The sequence below is a fragment of the uncultured Ralstonia sp. genome, from assembly GCA_913056305.1.
Lineage (GTDB): Bacteria > Pseudomonadota > Gammaproteobacteria > Burkholderiales > Burkholderiaceae > Ralstonia.
This window is the reverse complement of record CAJXMR010000015.1, coordinates 17,922-39,480: the sequence shown is the minus strand read 5'-3', so window position 1 is coordinate 39,480 and position 21,559 is coordinate 17,922. Positions and strand designations below refer to the sequence as shown.

Here is a 21,559-nt window from a genome sequence, read left to right as displayed (position 1 = left end):
ATTATCCTGTGACACGGAAGCTCCTACATTACGAGTGTCGCTGTGCAACCCACTCGCAAGGAGATGAAGATGTCCCGTATTCCGACCCCCACCACGATCGCCGACGCGCCCGCTGCTTCCCGCCCGCTGCTCGAAGCCGTCGAACAACAGCTGGGCGTGGTGCCCAACCTGTTCCGCATGGTCGCGAACAGTCCCGCAGCGCTCGAAGGCTATCTGGCCCTCTCGGGCGCACTTGCGAAGGGCAAGCTGTCCGCGCAGACACGCGAGCGGATCGCGCTCGCTGTCGCCGAAGTCAACGGTTGCGAATACTGCCTGTCCGCCCACGCGTACCTCGCGAAAAACGTCGCGAAACTCAATGACGCCGAGATCACCGCAAACCGGCATGGCAAGTCGAACGACCCGAAGGCCGACGCCGCCGTGCGCTTTGCTGTGCTCGTCGCACAGCGGCGCGGACGCGTCGCTGATGCGGAACTGGTGGCCGTCAGGGCGGCCGGCTACACCGACGCCGAAATCATCGAGATCGTGGAGAACGTCGCGCTGAACGTCTGGACCAACTACATCAACGTCGTCGCAGATACGGAAATCGACTTCCCTGTCGTGAGCGCCGAAGCGGCCGCCTGAACAGGCATCACCCGATGCCGGTAAGCGTCGGCATGCAGTCGGCGCTTCCCGCTTTGAATGGAGCAGCGATCATGAATCAGATGGCGTATCCGAGCGACATCGCGTTCACGCCCTCCGTGAAGGCGATGCAAACGCGGTACGGCTCGCGCGAGCTCTACGCGGGCATGGAGCAAGGCAGAGGCTGGCGGACGACGATCACGCCCGACTGCGCCGCTTTCATCGGTGAACAGACGAGCATCTTTGTTGCGACTGCAAACGCGGCTGGGCAGCCGTATATCCAGCATCGCGGAGGCCCGCGAGGCTTTTTGCACGTGCTCGATGCAAAGACGATTGCCTTCGCGGATTTTGCGGGGAACCAGCAGTTCATCACGATCGGCAACCTGGCAGACAACCCGAAGGCGTATTTCTTCATGATCGACTACGCTCGCCGTCGCAGGCTCAAGTTCTGGGGAACAGCGACGGTGTCGGAAGACCCGCAGCTGATCGAACGGCTCGCACAGAAGGATTACAAGGCGCAGCCCCAGCGCGCGATCGTGTTCACGGTCGAGGCGTGGGACATGAATTGCCCGCAACATATCCCGCAGCGATTCGACGCGGACGACATACGCAAGGTCCTCGAAGTGAAGGACGAGCGTATACGTCAGCTGGAAGAGGAAGTGCGTGCACTGCGGGAGACAGCTGCACGCTCCGGTGCGCTGGAATGACACCGCGGAGGCCGGCGCCTGCCTGGAAGGCGCGGTCGGCATCGCGAGCTCGCAGGCCAAATCGAAAACCACGAAGGCGGTCGGCCATTCAATATTTGCGGTCCGGTGTCCGCTTCCGTACGGCAAGCCGGCATTGACGTGTTGCCCATCGTCTGTCGACCGTTCGGGAATTGCGTCCCGCATGCGCTCTGAAGAACACCAAAAAATTTTTGGGGGTGCTACGAGCCGACCGACGAATATCCACCGCTTTGGAGCGAGGTGGGGACATTCGCAGAAGCTCGGTTCCGCCCCCCAAGCGTGACCAACCTCCCCCAGCCATACGCCAATTCTGATTTATAGTTCCGGCCTTGCTTTGACGAAGCAGCGGTCACTACACTCGGTGCCATCGCTTTCAGTGCCATAGAGAAAGCGATCGAGGTGTGGAAACCTCGTGTGTACCGGGCAAGAACTGAGCATAGGTTCTTGTCCTCAACCGCTATGGCTTGGCTTCGTCTCCCTCCTGGGGCGGGCCAGGCTTGAACGGCTTCGGCCGTGCCGACTGGTACACATCGGTTTTCCACCTTGCCTGTGCTCGCCCACCCTCTCCCCCCGGGGTTGGGCGCGCTTCCATTCATCCCAGAAAGGAAAGCCCGATGACCCACTCGATCCCCCAATCCGTCGACACGCAACGCTTCGAGGCACACGCGGAATTGTTCGACAAGCTCTCCAAGCTGCGCACACTGCTGGGCATGCTGCATTCCGGCGGCTTCGACCACTTCCGCCGCCTGGACGAGACGCGGCAGGCCGAATACCTGTGGACGTGCATGGAATACGCAGATGGCGCCTACGCGGCGATGCTGACTTCGGATGGCATCGTGGGGAACTCGCTGCCCAATGGGTGAATCTCCCATGAACGGTCTGAACCGCACCGGACATGAGACAACGCATGGAATGCTGCCGGTGGCCCAGCGTTGACAGCGCACGCACCATCCACCAAGATTGCCGCCATGGCTCGCCACACGTTCTGCATCGCGTCGATTATTCGCACCATTCCTGGAATGGTGGGTTAGCGCGCGTCAGCCTGTAGCGAACAAACCCGCCCCCGAGGCGGGTTTTTCGTGCCCGCCTCCTGAACCCTCTCACTCAGGAGCATGTCATGCCACAGCCACCGCAGACACCCACCGCCACATCCACCCCACCCACACTGCACCTGGTGTGCGGCAAAATCGGCGCCGGCAAATCGACCTTGGCCCAACGCCTGGCCTCTGCGCCGGCGACCGTGCTCCTGAGTGAAGACACCTGGCTCGCGCAGCTCTATCCGGGCGAGATCACGAGCGTGGCGGACTACGCCCGATGTGCGGGCCGGCTGCGTGGCGCATTGACCGACCACCTTTGCGCACTGCTTGGGGCAGGCGTGTCTGTGGTGCTGGATTTCCCCGCCAATACCCCAACCACACGGGCATGGATGCGCGACATGTTCGAGCGCGCGGGTGTCGCACACTGCCTGCACTACTTGAACGTGCCCGATGCCATTTGCAAGGCACGCTTGCACGATCGCAATGCGGCCGGCACGCATCCGTTCACGCCGAGCGATGCCGAGTTCGATGCGATCACGCAATACTTTGTCGCCCCCTCGGCAGAGGAAGGCTTCTGCATGGTGTGCCACACGTGAGGCTGGTTGCCCCCAGAAACGCGCACCTGATCGTGACTTGACCCGCCTGCCTCACCGCGCGCCTAGCAGACGGCATTCAGCCGACAACGCCAGCAGGTTCGGATCACGCTCCCGATTGCGCTGCAGCACCAGCACGATGTGCTGACTGATCGCATAGCGCGCAGCCAGCGGAATCAACTGCACCTTGGGGCTGAAATCGGCCACGCGCCGTGGCAGCAGCGCGTAGCCGATGCCGCCGCTCACCAGGTTCATGAGCGAGAAGATGTCGCCCACGCGCAGTGCGATCTGCGGCGCAAAACCGGCCTTGTCGAACGCAGCCAGGAAGTCGTGGTACGTCGCGAAGTCGTCGCCAAGCGCGACGAACTTCTCGCCGCGCACAGCCTGCAGATCAATCTCGGGGGATGCCGCATACGGCGAGCCGAGCGGCGCGGCAAAGAGGATCTCGTCGTCGAACATCGGCACCGTCAGCAGCTCCGGATTGCGCAGCGGTTCACCCAGCGCGATGACGATAGCGTCGAGCTGGCCGTCTTCCAGCTTGGCCAGCAGGCTGCGGTTCGAGCCCAGCGTGAGTTCGATGTCGAGCGCCGAGCGCCGCGTCTTCAGGCCGGCCAGCACGCGCGGGAGCGTGCCCACCGTCATCGAATACAGCCCGCCGATCTTCAGCGTCGTCGACGAGAAGCCAGCCGCCTCACGCGTGCGTCGCACGCCCGCTTCGCATTCGGCGAGGATGCGCTCGACGTGCTCGGCAAACACATAGGCCGTCGACAGCGGAATCAGCTTGCGCCCGTCGCGCTTGAACAGCGGGCAGCGCAGCCCCTCTTCCAACGAATGCAGCGCGCGGTGCACGCTCACGGTGCTCTGCCCGAGCGCCTCCGATACGCGCGCCATGTTGCCCAGCGTCATGAAGGACTGGAACACCTCCAGCTTCTTCAGGGTGATGTCTTCGTCGATGGCCATGGCCTCGTCTCCAGAAGCGCGCGGTGTCTTGTTGGTTTGCCGCGTCGTCGGGCCATTGTTTCATTAACTTGAAGTTAATGAAACGGCTTCTAGGTTGATTGAAGCGCGTGTGCTTCCGGCATACGGTACAGGGCATCGAATCCATGACGGCTGGAGCTTCCCCACATGCAAGCGATGTCCTCCAACCCGGCCAGTCCGGCCATCCCGCCCCAGTGGCGCCGGCGGCGCGACGAAAAAGAGCGGCGCCTGTCCGCCGCGCGCCGGATCGCCAACGGCAAGGTCATCCCGACCGCAGATATCGTCCCCGCGCTGGAAGCGCTGCTGGCGCCGCACGACCGCGTCGTGCTGGAAGGCAACAACCAGAAGCAGGCGGATTTCCTGTCGCGCTCGCTGGCCAAGGTCAATCCGGACCGGCTGCACGACCTGCACATGATCATGCCCAGCGTGAGCCGCGCCGAACATCTGGACCTGTTCGAAGCCGGCATCGCGCGCAAGCTCGACTTCTCGTTTGCCGGGCCGCAGAGCCTGCGCATCAGCCAGTTGCTGGCCGACGGGCTGCTGGAGGTCGGCGCCATCCATACGTACATCGAGCTGTATGCGCGGCTGGTGGTGGACCTGATCCCGAACGTCGCGCTGGTGGCCGGCTTCAAGGCCGATCGCGACGGCAACATCTACACCGGCCCGAGCACCGAAGACACGCCCGCGCTGGTGGAGCCCGCTGCGTTCTCCGACGGCATCGTGATCGTGCAGGTCAACGAAATCGTCGACGATGCATCGGACCTGCCGCGCGTCGACATCCCCGGCTCGTGGGTCGACTTTGTGGTGGTAGCCGACAAGCCGTTCTACATCGAACCGCTGTTCACGCGCGACCCGCGCCTGGTCAAGCCCGTGCACGTGCTGATGGCGATGATGGCCATCCGCGGCATCTACCAGCGGCACAACGTGCAGTCGCTCAACCACGGCATCGGCTTCAACACCGCAGCCATTGAGCTGATCCTGCCGACCTACGGCGAACGCCTGGGCCTCAAGGGCAAGATCTGCCGCAACTGGACGCTCAACCCGCACCCCACGCTGATCCCCGCCATCGAATCGGGCTGGGTGGAAAGCGTCCATTGCTTCGGCACCGAGCTGGGCATGGAGCGCTACGTGGCTGCGCGCCCCGATGTGTTCTTCACCGGGCACGACGGCTCACTGCGCTCGAATCGCATGCTGTGCCAGTTGGCCGGGCAGTACGCCGTCGATCTCTTCATCGGCGCGACGCTGCAGGTCGATGGCGACGGGCATTCGTCCACCGTCACGCGCGGGCGCCTGGCCGGCTTTGGCGGCGCGCCCAACATGGGCCACGACCCGCGCGGCCGGCGCCACGCCACGCCCGCATGGCTCGACATGACCGAGCCCGTGACGATGCTCGAACGCGGCAAGAAGCTCGTCGTGCAGATGGTCGAAACCTTCCAGGAAGGCGGCAAACCGACCTTCGTCGACACGCTCGATGCGGTGGCCGTCGCCAAGCAGAGCGGCATGCCGCTCGCGCCCATCATGATCTACGGCGACGACGTCACCCACCTGCTGACCGAAGACGGCATCGCGTACCTGTACAAGGCGCGCTCACTGGAAGAGCGGCGCGCAATGATCGCGGCAGTGGCCGGTGTCACGTCGATCGGCCTGCGGCATGACCCGTCCAAGACCGAGCAGATGCGCCGCGACGGCCTGATCGCCCTGCCCGAAGACCTCGACGTGCGCCGCAGCGATGCCAGCCGCGAGTTGCTCGCCGCCAAGAGCATTTCAGACTTGGTGGAATGGTCCGGCGGCCTGTACGACCCGCCTGCACGCTTCCGGAGCTGGTGATGGAGAAGACATTGAATCGTCCGCTGCCGGCCAGCCCCAAGGCGCGCGCAAAGGCACTCGCAGCGCTGGTGGAGTCCGCGCTGATCGACGAAGTCACGCTGTCGCCCAAACCCGGTCTGGTGGACGTGCGCGGCAACGGCGCGCATCACGATCTCGACTGGGCGCTGATGGTGCATTCCGCACAAACCCTGCGCCCAGCATTTGAAGCCATGGCATTGGCCGGCGCGCAGATCGACGCGCCGCTGGCCTTGCGTGAACGCATCGGCCGCCTGGGCCGCGAAGGCGAGGCCGCGATGCTTGCCGCCACTGGCGGCATCAACACGCACCGTGGCGCGATCTGGAGCCTTGGCCTGCTGGTGACGGCCGCCGCGCAGGTGCCGCATGCGCTGGGCGCGGTGCCTGTCGCCCACCGTGCGGCACGCCTCGCCAATATCCCTGACCGCTTCGCACCGGTCGCCACCGGCCACAAGGGCGAGCGTGCCTGCAACGACTACGGCGTGGGCGGCGCCAGGGGCCAGGCCTGCGCGGGCTTCCCGCACGTGGTCAAGGTGGCATTGCCTGCCTTGCGCCAAGCACGCGCGGCAGGCGTGCGCGAAGACCACGCGCGCGTGGAAGCGCTGCTCGCCACCATGGCCACGCTGGACGACACCTGCCTGCTCGCGCGCGGCGGCCCCGATGCGTTGCGCGCCGTGCAGACCGGCGCCGCCACCGTGCGCGCCGAGGGCGGCCTGTCGACTGTGCAGGGCCGGCGCGCATTCCGCCGCCTTGAGAAGGACATGCTGGCGCGCCACGTGTCGCCCGGTGGCGCCGCCGACGTGCTGGCCGCCGCGCTGTTCCTCGATCGCCTGCCCGCACGGGAACACGCAGGCATGGCCGCCGATCTCGAATCCGCTCATCAGGAAACCGATCATGGAGAGTCTTGAGTTTCAGTTCACCGGCGGCGCACCCGCCAGCCGGCGCGCGTATGCAGGCGTGGTCGGCTCGGGCGACCTGGAGGTGCTGCTCACCCCCGGCAGCGACGGCCGCATCGACGTGGCCATCACCACGTCCGTCAACGGCATGGCCGCGACGTGGCAGGCGCAGCTCGCGCGCGTGTTTGCCTCGCATGCGTGGCCAGGCGCGAAGATCGCCATCAACGATTTCGGCGCGACACCGGCGGTAGTGCGCCTGCGGCTTGAGCAGGCGCTCGAAACGCTCACGCAATCCTGAGGAGCAAAGCATGTCGCGCAACCCGATTGAACGAGACAGCTTTATCGAACGCGATGCCCGCCGACGGGCCATCGCCCTGCTCGACCCCGGCACCTTCCGAGAACTCATCGACCCGTTCGAGCGCATGACCTCCCCCTGGCTACCGCGCCAGGGCATCGTCACGCAGGCTGACGACGGCGTGGTGGTGGCGCGCGGCACACTGGGCGGACAGCCGGCCGTCGTGCTCGCCATCGAGGGCGCGTTCCAGGGCGGCAGCATGGGCGAGGTGTCCGGCGCGAAGATTGCCGGGGCGCTGGAGCTGGCGGTGGAAGACAACCGCAACGGCATCCCCACGCGCGCCGTGATCGTCTTCGAGACGGGCGGCGTGCGGCTGCAGGAGGCCAACCTGGGCTTGGCGGCCATCGCCGAGATTCACGCGGGCATCCATGCGCTGCGTGCGTACGGGCCGGTGATCGGCATCACGGCGGGCGTGGTCGGCTGCTTTGGCGGCATGAGCATCGCGGCCGGGCTGTGCAGCTACCTGCTGATGACGCGCGAGGCGCGCCTCGGCCTGAACGGCCCACAGGTGATCGAGCAGGAAGCCGGCATCGAAGAATACGACTCGCGCGACCGCCCCTTCATCTGGAGCCTGACCGGCGGTGAGCAGCGCGTTGCCACCGGCCTGGCCGATGTGTGCGTCGAAGACGATTCCGTCGTGATCCGTGCGCAGGTGCTGGAGTGGCTGCGCGCCGGCGCGCCGACACATCAACGCAGCGAACGGATCGCCCACTACCTCGAGCGGCTCGCCGCTGTCGACACCACGCGCCAGGCGACCGCCCCAGACGTGCGCGCCCTCTACGCAGCAGGGAACCCAGCATGAGCCAGACCGAACTCTCCACGCGCGGCGCGACCTGGATGCGGGCGCTGACCGCCAACTTCTCCGGCAGGAAACCCGTCGCGGGCTATGGCAGTACGCTGCAAGTCGTCGACGCCACCCTCGCAGACCGCCCAACACGCTACATCGCCGTGGTACCGGATGCCGCCAATCGCTTCCCCCGCGCGCGCAGCGGCGAGGTCGGCTTGATCGAAGGCTGGCAGCTTGCACGTGCCGTGCGCGATGCCATGACCGAAGACGCAGGCCGCGATCAGAAGCGCGCCATCGTCGCCGTGATCGATGTCGCCAGCCAAGCCTACGGCCGACGCGAAGAGGCCTACGGTATCCACCTGGCGCTCGCTGCGGCAGCGGATGCGTATGCGGCCGCACGGCTCGCTGGGCATCCGGTGATCGGCCTGATTGTCGGCCGCGCCATGTCGGGCGCGCTGCTGGCACACGGCTATCAGGCCAACCGCTTGATCGCGCTGGACGATGCCGAAGTGATGGTGCATGCGATGGGCAAGGCCGCTGCTGCGCGCGTCACGCTGCGCTCGGTGGCGGACCTCGAACGGCTCGCGCAGGAGATCCCGCCCATGGCCTACGACATCGCCAGCTTTGCGTCGCTTGGGCTGCTGTGGCGTCTGCTGAAGGTCAAGGATGCGCAGACTCCGGACGCAAGCGACATCGACACCGTCCAGACAGCGCTGGCCACCGCGCTGGCTGACATCGCAGCAGACCCATCGCGCGGGCTGGAGAGCCGGCTCGGTGCGCCGCTGCGGCAAGCCTCGTCACAGGTACGCGCGCGCCTGCGCGCGCAATGGAACGCACAAACAGAGGGAGCGTAGCGCATAGAAGAATGTCATCTGGGCGCCCAGCCATGCATCAGACGGTGTGGCCGTACCTGCCCTAGATGACGCCTTGAATTTCTGTTGCAGGGAGGAAAAAGGAAGGGGAACTGTTTGAGCGAAGCGAGTTTTCCCCTTCCCCTCCCTGCGACAGAAATTCAAGGAGTCTTTCGCCATCTCGGGCGCGCCTTTCTTTGCTTACTTTCTTTGGCAAGACAAAGAAAGTGAGTCGGCCCCGCCAGGGGACGAAACCCAGGATGGACCATCAACACAAACAGTTTCTAAAACCAAGATCACCGCAACACCCACTACAGGCGACCCATCGCCGCTTCTTCAGGAGACAAGACGTGATCATTTACGGTACGACCCTGCTGGCGCTGTGTCATCTCGCCGGCCTCTTCCTGGGCGACTTGCTCGGCCAGGCCATCGGCGTGAAGGCCAATGTGGGCGGCGTGGGCATCGCGATGCTGCTGCTGATCTGCGCGCGCCTCTATCTGCACCGGCGCGGGCTGATGCCGGTTGCCACGGAGGCCGGCGTCTCGTTCTGGGGCGCGATGTACATCCCGGTGGTGGTGGCGATGGCAGCCACGCAGAACGTGGTGACGGCGCTGCGCGGCGGCCCGGTTGCGCTGCTGGGTGCCATTGGCGCGGTGGTGGTATGCGGCGCGTGCATCGCGCTCATCAACCGCACCGGCCGTGCGGAAGACCGGCAGCCGCTGCCGCCGCTGTCCGAGTCTGAACAGGTCAGCGCATAAGGAGGCCGCCATGCTATCCATGTTCGAGAAAGTGCTGCAGGGCAACGGGCTGGTCACGGCGTTCGCGCTGGTCGGCATCGTCATGGGCCTGTCGATGTGGCTGTCGAAGAAGCTGACCTTCGGCCGCGTGCACGGCTCGGCCGTCGCCATCATGATCGGGCTGATGCTGGCCTACTGGGGCGGCGTGCAGACCGGCGGCGAGCGCGGTCTGGCAGACCTGAAGCTGTTCGGCGGCATCGGCCTGATGGGCGGTGCCATGCTGCGCGACTTCGCCATCGTGGCGACCGCGTTCGAGGTGCAGGTGACGGAGGCGCGCAAGGCGGGGCTGATCGGCGCGGTCTCGCTGCTGCTGGGGACGGTGCTGCCGTTCATCGTCGGCGCATGCATCGCGCGCGCGTTCGGCTACACCGATGCGGTGAGCATGACCACCATCGGCGCGGGCGCGGTCACGTACATCGTCGGGCCGGTGACGGGTGCGGCGCTGGGCGCCAGCTCCGATGTGATGGCGCTGTCGATTGCCACCGGCCTCATCAAGGCGATCCTGGTGATGGTGTGCACGCCGTTCGCTGCGGGGGTGCTGGGACTGAACAACCCGCGCGCGGCCATGGTGTTCGGCGGGCTGGCGGGGACGGTCAGCGGCGTGTCGGCGGGCCTGGCGGCCACGGACCGGCGCCTGGTGCCCTATGGCGCGCTGGTGGCGACGTTCCACACCGGCCTCGGCTGCCTGCTCGGGCCGTCGCTGCTGTTCCTGGCGACACAGGCGCTGGTGCGATGACACCCGCACCGCTGCGCGCGCACGATCTGCTGTGGGTGTCTGAGATGCCCAGGGCGACGGACGGTGCGCCCCTGCCGGACTGGGCTATCGCGGCCTGCCGGCAAGGCGCACCCGTGGTCGTGCGGCGAGCACCGCGCGGAGCGGATGGCGCCGTGCCGGTTGGCCTGCGCGGCGGTGCACGGCACGAACGCTGCGCCGCCACAATCGATGCCCGCGCCATCACGCGCGTGGCTTCGCCGGAATCCCTCGCAACCGATGTGGCAACCATCGCGCCCGATGCACCGTTTGCCGCGCTGCGCACCCTGCGCACGCTGGCCGCGTCACTCGAAGCGCTCGGCTGGGCATGGGGCCCAACTGGCGGTGCAGGCTTCGCGCTCGCCAGCGGCCTGCCTGTCCTGCACGCGGACAGTGATCTCGATCTGGTCGTGCGCATGCCGCATGCGCCGTCGACCGCGCAACGCGAGCGCCTGGGCGATCTGCTGCAAGCCGCGGAGTGCCGCGTCGACCTGCAGATCGATACCGGCCACGGCGGCTTCGCGCTGCAGGATTGGCTAACTTCGTGGCTGGCCTCGCCGCACCAGACGCTGCTCAAGACCGATCACGGCCCACGCCTGGTCGCCGATCCATGGGACGACGCGGCATGAGCGTGCTGTTCACCTTTCCGGGCCAGGGCAGCCAGCGGGCGGGCATGCTGCATGGGTTGCCGGACGACCCGGCTGCGGCACAAGCGCTGGCCGAAGCCGGTGACGTACTCGGCATCGATCCGCTCACGCTCGACACGGCGCAGGCGTTGCGGTCGACCGTCTCCGTGCAACTCTGCCTGCTGATCGCGGGCGTAGCGGTGGCCCGCACGCTCATCCGCCGCGACGCCGCGCCGGACATGGTGGCTGGCCTGTCGATCGGGGCATGGCCTGCAGCGGTGGTGGCCGGCGTGCTGGAGTTCAGCGATGCGCTGCGGCTGGTGCGCTTGCGCGGGCAGCTCATGGAGGGTGCATACCCGAGCGGCCACGGCATGGTGGCCGTCGTCGGCCTAGCCGAGCCACAGGTGAGTGCCATCGTTGCGCAGGTCCACTCGGCGGCGACGCCCGCCTATGTCGCCAACCTGAATGCGGAGCGACAGATCGTTGTAGCGGGCAACGATGCCGCACTCGCGCAAGTGATGGCACTCGCGCCAGCGCAAGGCGCATCGGCGGCGACGCGGCTGTGCATGGCGGTGCCGTCGCACTGTCCGCTGCTCGCCGCGCAGGCGGCCGAGCTGGCGGCGGCCGCATTGCAAGTGACCGTCCACGCGCCTCAACGCACCTACGTGAGCAGCAGCCGCGCACGCGCGCTCCTGCGTGCCGATCTCATCGTCAATGATCTCGCCTGGAACATGGCGCGGCCCGTGCTGTGGCATGACACGCTGCGGCACGCGCTCGAACGCGGCGCACGCATCGCGGTGGAAGTGCCGGGGGCGGGAAAACTGACGCGTCTGGCGCAAGGCATCTTCTCAGACGATGCGGCGCTCGATACCGGCACCGGGCTCGACGCGGTGCGGGTACGGATACAACGACATGCGCGCGCCGATGGCAGGTGAGGCTGGATCGCCATGGGAAACGGGGCTTCGCGCCCCGTTTCTTTTTGCCTGAGCGCCCTTCTCCCGACTCGCTGCAGCAGTCGATCGGTATCGCCACCTCGCCGGGTATACCCGATGTTGCAAGGCGGTTTGCGCACGCCGATACTTCGCAAACATATTTGCGTATATCTTATATACGCAAATCTGCTTGCCTCGTCAGACGCATCCATTCTCCAAAGGGGTCGCTCATGAAATTCGCTGCAAAACTGGTCGCGGCGGTACTCGTCGCTGCGTCGTTTGTTGGTCAGGCCGCGCGGGCCGAAACGTTGCTGGTCGCGTGCGATACGGCCTTCGTGCCGTTCGAGTTCAAGCAGGGCGACCAGTACGTCGGCTTCGACATCGACCTGTGGAAAGAGGTCGCCAAGGACGCCAAGCTCGACTACAAGCTGCAGCCGATGGATTTCAACGGCATCCTGCCCGCGCTGCAGACGCGCAACGTGGACGTTGCGCTGGCCGGCATCACCATCAAGGACGAGCGCAAGAAGATCGTCGATTTCTCCGACGGCTACTACGACAGCGGCTTCCTGCTGATGGTCCCGGCGGCCAGCACCATCAAGAGCGCCGATGACCTGAAGGGCAAATCGCTCGCCATCAAGACCGGCACCTCCGCCGCCGACTACGCCAAGGCGCACTTTGCCGGCACGGAGCTGCGCCAGTTCCCGAACATCGACAACGCGTATCTGGAGCTGGCCACCGGCCGCGTTGATGCCGCCATGCACGACACGCCCAACGTGCTCTATTACATCAACACGGTCGGCAAGGGCCGCGTGAAGGCGGTGGGCCAGCAGATGATGGCGCACCAGTACGGCATCGCCTTCCCGAAGGGCAGCCCGCTGGTGGCCAAGGTCAACGCGGCCCTGGCGAAGATCAAGGCCGACGGCCGCTACGCGGCGATCTACAAGAAGTGGTTCGGCACCGAGCCGGTCAAGCTCTGATGCCGCACGGGCTGGAGATCGTTCATGGAGTTTGATCTGTCGGTCGTCATCGACGCGCTGCCGGCCCTCTTCCAGGGGGCCCGCCTGACGGTGCTGATCACGGCCATCGGGCTGGCCGGCGGCGTGCTCACAGGGCTGCTGTTCGGCCTGATGCGCGCGTACGGCAACACGCTGTGCCAGAAGATCGCCTTTGCCTACGTCGAGTTCGTGCGCGGCACGCCCATCGTCGTGCAGGTGATGTTCATCTACTTTGCGTTGCCGGTGCTGCTGCACATCCGCGTCGATGCGATGACCGCCGCGGTGGTCTCGATCATCGTCAACTCCGGCGCCTACATCGCCGAGATCGTGCGCGGTGCGTTCATCTCGGTGCCGCGCGGGCTGAAGGAGGCGGGGCTGGCGCTGGGCATGCCCGCGTGGCGCGTGCTGGCGTTCGTGATCGGCCCGGTCGCCCTGCGGCGCATGACGCCGCCGCTGGGCAACCAGTTCATCGTCAGCCTGAAGGACACGTCGCTGTTCATCGTGATCGGCGTGGGTGAACTCACGCGACAGGGGCAGGAGATCATGGCGTCGAACTTCCGTGCGGTGGAAATCTGGTCGGCCGTCGCGGTCATCTACCTGTGCATGATCGGCACGCTGACGTTCGGCCTGCGCACGATGGAAAAGAGGATGCGGATGCTATGACCGCCGTTAGCCACAACAGCCACAACCACATCGTTCAATTCAAGCGGGTCACCAAGCGCTTCGGCCAGACCACCGTGCTCGACGCGGTCGACCTGAACATTGGCACGGGTGAAGTCGTCGTGCTGATCGGCCCATCCGGCTCGGGCAAATCCACGCTGCTCCGCTGCATCAACGCGCTGGAGCAGATCGACGGCGGCGACCTGATCGTGGACGGCATCAGCGTGCTGAGCGGCGCCAAGAAGGTGCGCGAGATCCGGCAGGAAGCCGGCATGGTGTTCCAGCAATTCAACCTGTTCCCGCAGTTGACGGCCCTGGAGAACGTCGCGTTCGGGCCGAGGCAGGTGCGCGGCATGGCCAAGCACGAGGCCGAGGACCTCGCCCGCGAACTGCTCGCCAAAGTCGGGCTGGCCGCCCGTGCGGATCACTACCCCAGCGAGCTCTCCGGCGGCCAGCAGCAGCGCGTGGCCATTGCGCGCGCACTGGCGGTCAAACCCAAGCTCATGTTGTTTGACGAACCGACCTCCGCGCTCGATCCGGAACTGCGGCAGGAGGTGCTGCGCGTGATGCAGTCGCTGGCGGAAGAAGGCATGACCATGGTCGTGGTCACGCACGAGATGGCGTTCGCGCGTAAGGTGGGCACGCGCCTCATCTTCATGGAGCACGGCCACATCGCCGTCGACGGCCCTTCAGCGGCGATGCTGGATGCGTCGCCCAACCAGCGCTTGCGCGATTTTCTTCAACACGTCGAATGATTCCTGGCACATGCCATCACTAGCTTTTGTCGAGATTTCCGGCGCGCCGTTCGAGGCGGGCCAGGCGCTGGGCCGCTTTGGCGCCGGCGCCGTTCACCAGCACCTGTTGCAGACCGATGCCTGGCACAGCGTGATGCGCTGGCGCGGCAACCCAATGGCGGAGGCCATGGCCACGCTCGTGCGCGAACGCTTTCCGCGCATCTGGGCCGAACTGCAGGGCCTGGCAGATGGGCTGCAGGTGCCGTTTGAAGACGTGTTCCTCTGGAACTGCCGCGGCGATGTCTGGGCCGCCACCAACGATGGCTGCACGACGGTGCAGCTACCGGGCACGGGCCGTCGCCAGATCGCCCACAACGAAGACGGCGATCCCGGCTTTGCCGGACACTGCGCGCTCGCGCAATGCCGCATCGACGGCAGCCCGGGCTTTGCTGCGTTCGTCTATCCAGGCTCGCTGCCGGGCCATACCTTCGCCGTGACGGATGCCGGCCTGGCGATGGCCGTGAACAACCTGCGCCTGCGCAAGGTGGTGGCGGGCGTGCCACGCATGGTCCTGACACGTGCGGTGCTGGATGCCACCGATCTCAATGCAGCCGTGGCAGTGCTGCGCGACGCTCCCCGCGCGGGCGGCTTCCATCTCACGCTCGGGCATTGCGCAAACCCCGCGCTGCTGAGCGTCGAATTTGGCGCGCACGGCTGCTCGGTACTGGAAGTGTCCGAACCCTCCCTGCACGCCAATCATGCGATTCATCCGGCGCTGCGCAATGCCCCGCAGATCATCACCGGTTCTTCCCGCCACCGGCAGGTGCGCGGCGATGCGTTGCTGGCACAGCTGCGCGCAAGCGGCCAGGCCATCGACCCGCTCACGATCCTGGCCGACCAGGGGGATGCCGCCCTGCCCATCTATCGCGCCGACGCGCACGACCCGGACAACGAGAACACGCTGGCCACCGCCAACATCGCCATCCTCCCGACTCACATAGAATGGGCGGTTTACGAACATCCCGGGAGCCCGGCCCGGTATCGGATGGTCAATGGACACCCGCAAACAGAGGTCACGCCGTAAGACGGAGCAAGAGCCGGCGAGCACGCCATCGGCCGCCCAACCGCCGCGCAGTGTCGACGGCCTGCGCGAGCTCATCCTGCGCATCGGCCGCGACGAAGCCAACGTCTCGCTCGGCAGCAAGGCGCATACCGTGCTGGCCAAGCTGATCGAGCGCCCGGAAGAAGTCGCGGTGCGCACCATCACGGATCTGTCGGCATCGCTCGGCGTCAATGCATCGACGCTGACGCGCCTGGCCACCAAGCTCGGGTACACCGGGTTCGCCGATTTCCAGAACGTATTCCGCGACAGCTTGGCGCAGCGTCATCGGCATTTCTACAGCCAGCAGGCCGAGCGGCTGGTGACGGGCAAGAAGACGCGGGCGCAAGGGGCGCAGGCCGGCGGCGCCTCACCCGAGGTCGAAACGGTGGCGCAGCTCGCACGCGAGTCCATTGGCAATATCGAGCGGTGCCTATCGCAACTCGCACCAGCCGACCTGCGCGACGCGGCGCGCCTGCTGGCCAATGCGCGGCGCGTGCGCATCCATGGCCTGCGGCAGTTCAGTGCGCTGGCGAGCTTCCTCTGCTATGGCCTCGGCATGATCCGCACCGACGTCGCGCTCCTCGATACGCAGGGGCTGGGTGTGGCCGAGGGATTGGCGCAGTTGCAACCGGGCGACGTGGTGGTGGTCACCAGCGTCGCGCCCTACACGCGCAGCGTGGCTGAAGCCGCCGCCGCCGCTAGGCACGCCGGGCTGTCGGTGATTGCCTTGACCGACACGCTGGCCTCCCCGCTCGTACCGCACGCGGATCACGCCTTCCTGATCCCGCACGAAAGCAGCTTCTTCAGCAACAGCATGGGCGCCTACCTCGTGTTCTGCGAAGGGCTGCTCAATCTGGTGGCGACGCAGCTTGGCAAGCGGTCACTGCAGGCACTGGAGCGGCGGGAGCGGTTGATTACGGCGCTGGGGATCGAGGTGTCGTAACAAAAAACGGGGCGCTCGGCCCCGTTTTTTTTCGTTAAACGACTTCCCGCGTCTCCATGAACTGGATATCCGGAAAGCGCTCCTGCGTCAGCCGCAGATTCACCTGGCTCGGTGCCAGATAGACGTAGTCACCCGCGCCGTCCAGGGCCACGTTGTGGCCGGCCTTGTCGATCAGCTTGTCGATGTCTTCCGGCTTGCCCTTGAGCCAGCGCGCAGTGGCACATTCGTGCGGCTCGAAGATGGCATCAACGCCGTACTCATGCTCCAGGCGGTGCGCGATCGCGAAATCAGATTTTCCCTATATACGCTCCCACGCGGTCTCGGTAAAGAAAGCTCTTTCCCGCCGCTGAAAGAGCACGTCAATCTATGAGCCATCTTGAAAGAGAGATTGCAGCAAATGCATTGTTGCGCAGTAGGTATCAAGATCTGATCAATGATCGCTTTGGTCCTTGTTTCCATAGGCAACCGACACCGCGCGACATTGTCAAGCTGCTTGATCTGGAGGAGGTCGAGCGCCGCATCAACTGGCGACGGGCGCGGCTGCTTTTCGACGGGCGATCTCTGCAGTGGCTCGAAGATGGATCCGTTGCAAAGCACTGGCCGGCCATCTCGGGAAAACTTGGATTCAATGGGAAAGAGCACCAAACGCTAAAGGACGTCGGCCCCATTCCGGAAGGACTCTACATTGCATTGCAATCGGATTTTCAGAAATGGGAAGAAACGTCTTTCTTCAACCGTGCTGCGTGCATACTCAAGTTCTTCAACATCAAGGCCGGGCGCTGGCCCGGATGCACCATCGCATGGGGTACACGCCGCGTTGGATTGCGCCCAAACCCCGGAACCAATGTGTACGGCCGAGACAACTTCACCATTCACGGCGGCTGGTTTCCTGGCTCAATCGGGTGTATTGACCTAACCGACTCAATGGACGCATTTGCAAAGGAGTTCTTGCTTTATGCAAAGGACATGGAATTGGAAGTTCGCTACTAGAGTTGCCGCTGCGCTAATTCCCGGGCTTTTCTTCGTCATCATGCCAATCGAACTCTGGGGAGCCCTGACGGCACCGCAGGAATACCGCTTCGGCGGAGAAGGCCCAGCCGCTGGCATGTGGGCGTACAAATCGCAGGCCAACTATGTAACTTCGTGCACCGCGTCTTGGCTGACGAGCGGCATGGCACTCTGGGGGCTGCTAACCAGGCGGACAAGCCTTCTAGCCAGATGCCTGTGGTGTGTGTCGTTTCTGATTGTTTGGGCGCTAAACGTATTCGATGGAAGTCGACTGGAGTAGCAGCGCACAAAAGAAACGGGGCATCGCGCCCCGTTTCTTTTCGGCTTAAACGACTTCCCGCGTCTCCATGAACTGGATATCCGGAAACCGCTCTTGCGTCAGCCGCAGATTCACCTGGCTCGGTGCCAGATAGACGTAGTCACCCGCGCCGTCCAGGGCCACGTTGTGGCCGGCCTTGTCGATCAGCTTGTCGATGTCTTCCGGCTTGCCCTTGAGCCAGCGCGCAGTGGCACATTCGTGCGGCTCGAAGATGGCATCAACGCCGTACTCATGCTCCAGGCGGTGCGCCACCACATCGAACTGCAGCGTGCCGACGGCGCCCAGCACCAGGTCGTTCGACGACAGCGGACGGAACATCTGCGTCGCGCCTTCTTCGGCCAGCTGCTGCAAACCCTTCTGCAGTTGCTTGAGCCGGAGCGGGTTGTTCAGGCGCGCACGGCGGAAGTATTCCGGCGCAAACGACGGGATGCCAGTGAACTTGAGCAGCTCGCCTTCCGTAAAGGCATCGCCCAGGCGGATCGTGCCGTGGTTGGGCACGCCGATGATGTCGCCGGCGAAGGCCTCTTCGGTGGTGTTGCGGTCCTGCGCCATGAAGGTGATGGCGTTGTTGATGGCGACCGTCTTGCCGGTCGACACTTGCAGCAGCTTCATGCCGCGCTCGAAGCGGCCCGAGCACACGCGCACGAAGGCGATCCGGTCGCGGTGCTTCGGGTCCATGTTGGCCTGGATCTTGAAGACGAAGCCGGTGAACTTGTCTTCCATCGGCGTGACTTCGCGCGTTTCCGTGGGGCGTGCCAGCGGCTCGGGCGACTGGCCCACCAGCGCGTCGAGCAGCGACTGCACACCGAAGTTGTTCACCGCCGAGCCGAAGTACACCGGGCACTGCTTGCCGGACAGGAACGCCTCTTTGTCGAACGTGTGCGAAGCACCGCGCACGAGTTCGATATCGATGCGCAGCTCTTCCGCCTGCGAGCCGAGCACGCGATCCAGTTCAGGATTGTCCAAACCCTGGATCAGCCCGGCGGTGGCGCCCTTCTCGCTGTCGGCGTTGGGGTCGAACAGCTGCACCGTGTCGTTGACGAGGTGGTACACACCCTTGAACGACTTACCCATGCCGATCGGCCACGTCATCGGTGCGCACTGGATCTGCAGCACGCTTTCAATTTCATCGAGCAGCTCGATGGGCGCGCGGCCCTCGCGGTCGAGCTTGTTGATGAACGTGAGGATGGGCGTGTTGCGCAGGCGGCAGACGTTGAGCAGCTTGATGGTCTGCGCTTCCACGCCGTTGACGGAGTCGATCACCATGACGGCGGAGTCGACGGCCGTGAGCGTGCGGTACGTGTCTTCGGAGAAGTCTTCGTGGCCCGGCGTGTCGAGCAGGTTGACGATGTAGTCGCCCCCATCGTTCTGATACGGGAATTGCATCACCGAAGACGTGACCGAGATGCCGCGCTGCTTTTCCATCTCCATCCAGTCGGAGGTGGCGTGGCGGTTGGCCTTGCGCGCGCGCACGGCGCCGGCCATCTGGATGGCGCCGCCGAACCACAGCAGTTTTTCCGTCAACGTGGTTTTACCCGCGTCCGGGTGGGCAATGATGGCGAACGTCCGGCGGCGCCGGATCTCCTGCTGCAGCGTACTCACAGGCAAAAACCGAAAGGGAGAAGTGATGGATGCGCACGTGGCGTGTGCGCTGGCCGGCGGGTCATCCCGGCGGCCGAGGGCGTGCCCGCTGGACGGGCAGCCGAGATTGTACGCGATTGCCGCCCTTGCTTAGGATCAACTGATCTGACTGGCAAGCCGGGGAAACTCCGTAGGAACTGTCCACCGGATGGGCGAGACCAAACTGTTGTCGGAATGCTCCGACAACCCTTTCGGAGACGGTGTTATCGAAGTTGTCATAGTGCTCCCGTATCGTGGAGCCCATCGCGAAAGCCCGATCTTGGGCATTCGTGGCGATACCTGAAGCAGTCAGAAGCAAGGAGTCAAACACGTGCGTAATCCAATCCATGCGCGAACCCCTGTGGATCCCGCGGTGCAACGCATTCTGGACATCACCCGCAAGGCCTGGCAGCTCGATGCCGAGAGCCTGCAGGCGGCACGCCGGCAACGCGCGGCGCAGCGCCGCAAGCGCATCCAGGCAATCCCGCAGGACAGCCTGCGGGCCCTGGCCGGACTCGCCCTGCAAGCCGAGATCTGGGCCGCGCGCAAGACCGTGGTGACGGTCGGCTGAGCGCCATTCCACTTCAATAAGCCAGGCCACCTCGGTGGCCTTTTTCTTTGGGCGCTCGAGATGACGAGCGCGTCGGGCTTGCTGCCCTGCCCGATCAGGTTTCGGTAGCGTGCGTCTTGTGCGAACCTTCCTCGGCATCGGTGCTGCCGTATTCCTCCAACCGGTTGTACAGGGTCTTCAGGCTGATGCCGAGCAGTTCGGCGGCGCGCTTCTTCACGCCGCCGCATTGCTCCAGCGTGGCCAGGATGAGCTTCTTGTCCGCGCTCGCCAGCGAGGTACCGACCGGGATGGTGAGCGTGGAGCCGGACGACGCCTGCGTGGCCGACACCTGCAGCGGCACGGCGTCGGTGCTGATGCCGTTGTCGTCGGACATGATGAACGCGCGCTGCACATAGTTGCGCAGCTCGCGCACGTTGCCGGGCCAGTTATAGGCGCGCAGCGTGCCCATGGCCGGGGGCAGGAAGGTCTTCTTGGTGCCGTTCTGCGCGTTGAGCTGGTCCAGGAAATGCTGCGCCAGCAGCTCGACGTCCTTGCCGCGCTCGCGCAGCGGCGGCAGCTGCATCGGGAACACGTTCAGGCGGTGGTACAGGTCGGCGCGCAGCTTGCCCTCGGCCACGGCCTCTTCGGGGTCGCGGTTGGTGGCGGCGATCACGCGCACATCGGTGTCGATCTCGCGGTTGGTGCCCACGCGCATGAACACGCCGGTCTCCAGCACGCGCAGGAGCTTGACCTGCAGCTCGATCGGCATCTCGGTAATCTCGTCGAGGAGCAGCGTGCCGCCGTCGGCGCGTTCGAAGTAGCCCTTGTGCTGGCGGTCGGCGCCGGTAAAGCTGCCGCGCTCGTGGCCGAACATCTCCGACTCGATCAGGTTGGGCGAGATGGCGCCGCAGTTGACCGGCAGGAAGGGCTGCTTGCGGCGCAGGCTGAGGTCGTGGATGGTCTGCGCGGCCAGTTCCTTGCCGGTGCCGGATTCGCCGATGAGCAGCACCGTCGCCTCGGTGGGCGCCACGCGGCTGACCTGGTCGTATAGCGCTTGCATGACCGGCGAGTTGCCGAGCATCTGGCCGAACAGGCCCAGGCGGCGCAGCTCGCCGCGCAGCGTGCCGATCTCGGCCTTGAGATCGCCCGGGCGCGGAATGCGCGCAAGGATGGATTTGAGCCGCTGGAAGTTGACCGGCTTGACGAGATAGTCCGCCGCGCCCATGCGCAGCGCCTCCACCGCCGTCTCCACGCTGGCGTGGCCGGTCATGACGATGATCTCGGTGCCCGAATGCGCGGGGATGTCTTCCATCAGGTCCATGCCGTTGCCGTCGGGCAGCAGCAGGTCGATCAGCACCGCATCGGGGCTGTGGCGCGACATCTGGATGCGCGCATCGCGCAGCGAGCCGGCCAGTGCGGTGGTGAAGCCTTCGGTGCTCACCAGCTCGCCCAGGGCGGTGCGGGCGCTGGCATCGTCTTCGACAATCAGGATGTGTGGCATTGGGTCTCGATAAGCAGGCCGGCCTGCATGGCCGGCAGCACGGTGCGTCACGCACGATCGGCGGTCGGCGGCGCAAGAAACATTCCACGGTGTGCGGTGCCAGGCACGCGCAAGCGGATGGGCCGGCCCGTGTTATCGATCGGTAATTTTTACACCCGCGTGCAAGAAAAGGCTTCGATACATCACCCCGCGCAGCACCACCGCCCCGCATGCATTGCTTTCAGGATAGATGAGAACCCCGGCCCGGCACCACCCCATGCGGCCCAGGGCCATTGCCCGCCGCGCCGTGCGCGGAAGCCATGCGCGGCGCGGGTTTCGGACGTGCACCTTGTCAGCGTT

The 21,559-nt window shown here is 65.3% G+C and carries 23 protein-coding genes and 1 pseudogene; 20 read left to right on the top strand and 4 right to left on the bottom strand.

Going from position 1 to position 21,559, the window contains the following annotated elements; translation table 11 throughout:
• The first annotated feature begins 69 nt into the window (after window positions 1–69).
• From QZ609_RS04655 to QZ609_RS04640, 4 genes are all read left to right on the top strand, one after another.
• Window positions 70–621 carry a carboxymuconolactone decarboxylase family protein gene (locus QZ609_RS04655; protein ID WP_295491715.1) on the top strand — a complete coding sequence of 184 codons (552 nt, stop codon included), beginning with the start codon at window positions 70–72 and terminating at the stop codon, window positions 619–621.
• A gap of 71 nt (window positions 622–692) precedes the next feature.
• The gene (locus tag QZ609_RS04650) at window positions 693–1,325 is read left to right on the top strand and encodes a pyridoxamine 5'-phosphate oxidase family protein (protein ID WP_295491713.1); all 633 of its coding nucleotides are present in this window, start codon (window positions 693–695) and stop codon (window positions 1,323–1,325) included.
• 632 nt (window positions 1,326–1,957) lie between these two features.
• Window positions 1,958–2,206: a hypothetical protein gene (locus tag QZ609_RS04645; RefSeq protein WP_295491711.1), complete on the top strand. Its 249-nt coding sequence runs from the start codon at window positions 1,958–1,960 to the stop codon at window positions 2,204–2,206.
• 254 nt (window positions 2,207–2,460) lie between these two features.
• Window positions 2,461–2,976, top strand: a complete 516-nt coding sequence (locus QZ609_RS04640; protein ID WP_295491709.1) for an ATP-binding protein — start codon at window positions 2,461–2,463, stop codon at window positions 2,974–2,976.
• 51 nt (window positions 2,977–3,027) lie between these two features.
• On the opposite strand, the gene QZ609_RS04635 is transcribed toward QZ609_RS04640, so the two are convergent.
• Window positions 3,028–3,933, bottom strand: coding sequence for a LysR substrate-binding domain-containing protein (locus tag QZ609_RS04635; protein WP_295491707.1), 906 nt, complete (start codon window positions 3,931–3,933; stop codon window positions 3,028–3,030).
• 165 nt (window positions 3,934–4,098) lie between these two features.
• Between QZ609_RS04635 and mdcA the strand changes: the two genes are divergently transcribed.
• The 14 genes from mdcA (at window position 4,099) to QZ609_RS04565 (ending at window position 16,222) form a co-directional block, all read left to right on the top strand.
• Window positions 4,099–5,778, top strand: a complete 1,680-nt coding sequence (mdcA, locus tag QZ609_RS04630; RefSeq protein WP_295491705.1) for a malonate decarboxylase subunit alpha — start codon at window positions 4,099–4,101, stop codon at window positions 5,776–5,778.
• Window positions 5,778–6,701, top strand: coding sequence for a triphosphoribosyl-dephospho-CoA synthase (locus QZ609_RS04625; protein ID WP_295491703.1), 924 nt, complete (start codon window positions 5,778–5,780; stop codon window positions 6,699–6,701). Before mdcA ends, QZ609_RS04625 begins: the two co-directional genes overlap by 1 nt.
• Entirely contained in the window at window positions 6,688–6,987 is a 300-nt protein-coding gene (locus QZ609_RS04620; protein ID WP_295491701.1) for a malonate decarboxylase subunit delta, read from the top strand. The genes QZ609_RS04625 and QZ609_RS04620 overlap by 14 nt, the downstream gene beginning before the upstream one ends.
• Window positions 6,988–6,997: 10 nt before the next feature.
• A complete protein-coding gene (locus QZ609_RS04615) occupies window positions 6,998–7,846 on the top strand; it encodes a biotin-independent malonate decarboxylase subunit beta (RefSeq protein ID WP_295491699.1) in 849 nt (282 codons plus the stop codon).
• The gene (gene mdcE, locus QZ609_RS04610; protein WP_295491696.1) at window positions 7,843–8,685 is read left to right on the top strand and encodes a biotin-independent malonate decarboxylase subunit gamma; all 843 of its coding nucleotides are present in this window, start codon (window positions 7,843–7,845) and stop codon (window positions 8,683–8,685) included. Before QZ609_RS04615 ends, mdcE begins: the two co-directional genes overlap by 4 nt.
• Window positions 8,686–9,032: 347 nt before the next feature.
• Window positions 9,033–9,440, top strand: a complete 408-nt coding sequence (madL, locus tag QZ609_RS04605; protein ID WP_295491693.1) for a malonate transporter subunit MadL — start codon at window positions 9,033–9,035, stop codon at window positions 9,438–9,440.
• A 10-nt stretch (window positions 9,441–9,450) separates the two neighbouring features.
• Entirely contained in the window at window positions 9,451–10,215 is a 765-nt protein-coding gene (gene madM / locus QZ609_RS04600) for a malonate transporter subunit MadM (RefSeq protein ID WP_295491691.1), read from the top strand.
• On the top strand, window positions 10,212–10,859 hold the full coding sequence (locus QZ609_RS04595) for a malonate decarboxylase holo-ACP synthase (RefSeq protein WP_295491689.1): 648 nt from the start codon (window positions 10,212–10,214) through the stop codon (window positions 10,857–10,859). The genes madM and QZ609_RS04595 overlap by 4 nt, the downstream gene beginning before the upstream one ends.
• Window positions 10,856–11,791, top strand: coding sequence for a malonate decarboxylase subunit epsilon (gene mdcH, locus QZ609_RS04590; RefSeq protein ID WP_295491687.1), 936 nt, complete (start codon window positions 10,856–10,858; stop codon window positions 11,789–11,791). Before QZ609_RS04595 ends, mdcH begins: the two co-directional genes overlap by 4 nt.
• A 227-nt stretch (window positions 11,792–12,018) precedes the next feature.
• Window positions 12,019–12,765 (top strand): glutamine ABC transporter substrate-binding protein GlnH, encoded by a 747-nt coding sequence (glnH, locus tag QZ609_RS04585; RefSeq protein WP_295491685.1) that lies wholly within the window; start codon window positions 12,019–12,021, stop codon window positions 12,763–12,765.
• Between the two features lie 24 nt (window positions 12,766–12,789).
• Window positions 12,790–13,446 carry a glutamine ABC transporter permease GlnP gene (glnP, locus tag QZ609_RS04580; protein WP_295491683.1) on the top strand — a complete coding sequence of 219 codons (657 nt, stop codon included), beginning with the start codon at window positions 12,790–12,792 and terminating at the stop codon, window positions 13,444–13,446.
• Window positions 13,443–14,198 (top strand): glutamine ABC transporter ATP-binding protein GlnQ, encoded by a 756-nt coding sequence (gene glnQ, locus QZ609_RS04575; protein WP_295491681.1) that lies wholly within the window; start codon window positions 13,443–13,445, stop codon window positions 14,196–14,198. Before glnP ends, glnQ begins: the two co-directional genes overlap by 4 nt.
• Window positions 14,199–14,208: 10 nt before the next feature.
• Entirely contained in the window at window positions 14,209–15,261 is a 1,053-nt protein-coding gene (locus QZ609_RS04570) for a C45 family peptidase (RefSeq protein WP_295491679.1), read from the top strand.
• On the top strand, window positions 15,230–16,222 hold the full coding sequence (locus QZ609_RS04565; protein WP_295491676.1) for a MurR/RpiR family transcriptional regulator: 993 nt from the start codon (window positions 15,230–15,232) through the stop codon (window positions 16,220–16,222). The genes QZ609_RS04570 and QZ609_RS04565 overlap by 32 nt, the downstream gene beginning before the upstream one ends.
• A 34-nt stretch (window positions 16,223–16,256) precedes the next feature.
• On the opposite strand, the pseudogene prfC reads toward QZ609_RS04565, so the two are convergent.
• Window positions 16,257–16,502, bottom strand: a pseudogene (gene prfC, locus QZ609_RS04560) (peptide chain release factor 3); the annotation flags it as partial.
• Between the two features lie 86 nt (window positions 16,503–16,588).
• Here prfC and QZ609_RS04555 point away from each other — a divergent pair.
• Entirely contained in the window at window positions 16,589–17,212 is a 624-nt protein-coding gene (locus QZ609_RS04555; RefSeq protein ID WP_295491673.1) for a hypothetical protein, read from the top strand.
• A gap of 343 nt (window positions 17,213–17,555) precedes the next feature.
• Here QZ609_RS04555 and QZ609_RS04550 read toward each other — a convergent pair whose 3' ends face one another.
• Window positions 17,556–19,151, bottom strand: coding sequence for a peptide chain release factor 3 (locus QZ609_RS04550; RefSeq protein WP_295491668.1), 1,596 nt, complete (start codon window positions 19,149–19,151; stop codon window positions 17,556–17,558).
• Window positions 19,152–19,512: 361 nt separating this feature from the next.
• Here QZ609_RS04550 and QZ609_RS04545 point away from each other — a divergent pair, with 361 nt between their 5' ends.
• Entirely contained in the window at window positions 19,513–19,740 is a 228-nt protein-coding gene (locus QZ609_RS04545; protein ID WP_365900937.1) for a hypothetical protein, read from the top strand.
• Window positions 19,741–19,834: 94 nt separating this feature from the next.
• Here QZ609_RS04545 and QZ609_RS04540 read toward each other — a convergent pair whose 3' ends face one another.
• Window positions 19,835–21,220, bottom strand: coding sequence for a sigma-54 dependent transcriptional regulator (locus QZ609_RS04540; protein WP_295491662.1), 1,386 nt, complete (start codon window positions 21,218–21,220; stop codon window positions 19,835–19,837).
• Between the last annotated feature and the right edge of the window lie 339 nt (window positions 21,221–21,559).

What these genes read in the sequence shown, in the direction of transcription:
- QZ609_RS04655 (WP_295491715.1), top strand. Translation starts at nt 70, where the DNA reads ATGTCCCGTATTCCGACCCCCACCACGATCGCCGACGCGCCCGCTGCT.
- QZ609_RS04650 (WP_295491713.1), top strand. Translation starts at nt 693, where the DNA reads ATGAATCAGATGGCGTATCCGAGCGACATCGCGTTCACGCCCTCCGTG.
- QZ609_RS04645 (WP_295491711.1), top strand. Translation starts at nt 1,958, where the DNA reads ATGACCCACTCGATCCCCCAATCCGTCGACACGCAACGCTTCGAGGCA.
- QZ609_RS04640 (WP_295491709.1), top strand. Translation starts at nt 2,461, where the DNA reads ATGCCACAGCCACCGCAGACACCCACCGCCACATCCACCCCACCCACA.
- QZ609_RS04635 (WP_295491707.1), bottom strand. Translation starts at nt 3,933, where the DNA reads ATGGCCATCGACGAAGACATCACCCTGAAGAAGCTGGAGGTGTTCCAG.
- mdcA (WP_295491705.1), top strand. Translation starts at nt 4,099, where the DNA reads ATGCAAGCGATGTCCTCCAACCCGGCCAGTCCGGCCATCCCGCCCCAG.
- QZ609_RS04625 (WP_295491703.1), top strand. Translation starts at nt 5,778, where the DNA reads ATGGAGAAGACATTGAATCGTCCGCTGCCGGCCAGCCCCAAGGCGCGC.
- QZ609_RS04620 (WP_295491701.1), top strand. Translation starts at nt 6,688, where the DNA reads ATGGAGAGTCTTGAGTTTCAGTTCACCGGCGGCGCACCCGCCAGCCGG.
- QZ609_RS04615 (WP_295491699.1), top strand. Translation starts at nt 6,998, where the DNA reads ATGTCGCGCAACCCGATTGAACGAGACAGCTTTATCGAACGCGATGCC.
- mdcE (WP_295491696.1), top strand. Translation starts at nt 7,843, where the DNA reads ATGAGCCAGACCGAACTCTCCACGCGCGGCGCGACCTGGATGCGGGCG.
- madM (WP_295491691.1), top strand. Translation starts at nt 9,451, where the DNA reads ATGCTATCCATGTTCGAGAAAGTGCTGCAGGGCAACGGGCTGGTCACG.
- QZ609_RS04595 (WP_295491689.1), top strand. Translation starts at nt 10,212, where the DNA reads ATGACACCCGCACCGCTGCGCGCGCACGATCTGCTGTGGGTGTCTGAG.
- mdcH (WP_295491687.1), top strand. Translation starts at nt 10,856, where the DNA reads ATGAGCGTGCTGTTCACCTTTCCGGGCCAGGGCAGCCAGCGGGCGGGC.
- glnH (WP_295491685.1), top strand. Translation starts at nt 12,019, where the DNA reads ATGAAATTCGCTGCAAAACTGGTCGCGGCGGTACTCGTCGCTGCGTCG.
- glnP (WP_295491683.1), top strand. Translation starts at nt 12,790, where the DNA reads ATGGAGTTTGATCTGTCGGTCGTCATCGACGCGCTGCCGGCCCTCTTC.
- glnQ (WP_295491681.1), top strand. Translation starts at nt 13,443, where the DNA reads ATGACCGCCGTTAGCCACAACAGCCACAACCACATCGTTCAATTCAAG.
- QZ609_RS04570 (WP_295491679.1), top strand. Translation starts at nt 14,209, where the DNA reads ATGCCATCACTAGCTTTTGTCGAGATTTCCGGCGCGCCGTTCGAGGCG.
- QZ609_RS04565 (WP_295491676.1), top strand. Translation starts at nt 15,230, where the DNA reads ATGGACACCCGCAAACAGAGGTCACGCCGTAAGACGGAGCAAGAGCCG.
- QZ609_RS04555 (WP_295491673.1), top strand. Translation starts at nt 16,589, where the DNA reads ATGAGCCATCTTGAAAGAGAGATTGCAGCAAATGCATTGTTGCGCAGT.
- QZ609_RS04540 (WP_295491662.1), bottom strand. Translation starts at nt 21,220, where the DNA reads ATGCCACACATCCTGATTGTCGAAGACGATGCCAGCGCCCGCACCGCC.